Here is a 980-nt window from a genome sequence, read left to right as displayed (position 1 = left end):
AAGATCAGCAAGAACTGGTCGATCAAGGTCGGCCAGCTCAAGACCGAGACGGTTGGCATGGCCTATATGCAGAACGTCGGCCTGGCCAAGATGATGACCATCGGCATGGCTTACAACGTCAATGTCGGGGTCAGCATGCTACTGAATGTGGGGATGAGCCGGAGTGTGACAGTCGGTCAAACCCAGACGAGCAAGGTCGGAAAGACCTATGGCGTCGACGTTGGAGAACGTTATCAGCTGCAGGCCGGTACGGCGGGCGAGCCGTCGGCAGCGCCCGCTGCGGGCAGCACGCCCATCGTCGCGTCCTCGGACCATGCCCAGTCCGATGCCACCCCCAGCTCACTGACCATGGACGGTAAGCGCCTGGCGCTGGCGATCAATGAATCCTGGCTCAGTCTGACCGCCGATGGCCAGGATGTGCTGGCTTCGGGCGACTTTCTGAAGCTGAGCGGTCAGAACAAGATTGAGTGCCATGCCGCCAAAGAGCTGGTTCTGGTCTGCGGCCCCAGCACGATCCGGCTCTCCCCCGAGGGCATCGAGATCATCGGTCCGCTGGTGAAGATCAATGCCGACTGAGCCAGCCAGATCCGCCGCCCCCAGACTGGCAGGGCGACCGGACCGGCAGGCAGCAGCCTGGAACCGACTTGGCTATAAAGCGGCTATACCCGTTCGTTGCCCCCCAGAAAGGATGCGCCCATGCCCGGCCGCCCCGCCGCCCGCCTGACCGACGCCGTCGAAGGTGGCGTCATTGTGCAAGGCTCGTCATCCGTACTGATTGGCGACGGCGCCAATGGTCGCGCCTGTTCGGTCTGCCACAACGCGGTCACCACGGGTAAGCCGGTGAATCCGCTGCTGGGCTGCAAGATTCTGGCGGGAGCCGAAGAGCTGGACTTTGCCCTGCCCGGACCGATGCCACTGGTCTGGCAACGTACCTACAGCTCCTACAACGGCCGCATTGGTCTGCTGGGCCAGGGCTGGAG

Annotated in this window: 1 protein-coding gene and 1 pseudogene; both read left to right on the top strand. The window is 63.3% G+C overall.

Translation table 11 applies throughout. From position 1 onward, the window contains the following. Positions 1-576: pseudogene (locus tag PZA18_RS23950) on the top strand (bacteriophage T4 gp5 trimerisation domain-containing protein); the annotation flags it as partial. Between the two features lie 120 nt (positions 577-696). Next, the coding region (locus PZA18_RS23945) for a DUF6531 domain-containing protein (RefSeq protein ID WP_284103407.1) at positions 697-980 on the top strand (284 nt) is incomplete at its 3' end.

The sequence above is a fragment of the Parachitinimonas caeni genome, from assembly GCF_030129945.1.
Taxonomy (GTDB): Bacteria; Pseudomonadota; Gammaproteobacteria; order Burkholderiales; family Chitinimonadaceae; genus Parachitinimonas; species Parachitinimonas caeni.
Note: the sequence above shows the minus strand (reverse complement) of the source record. Positions and strands in the feature narration are given on the sequence as shown.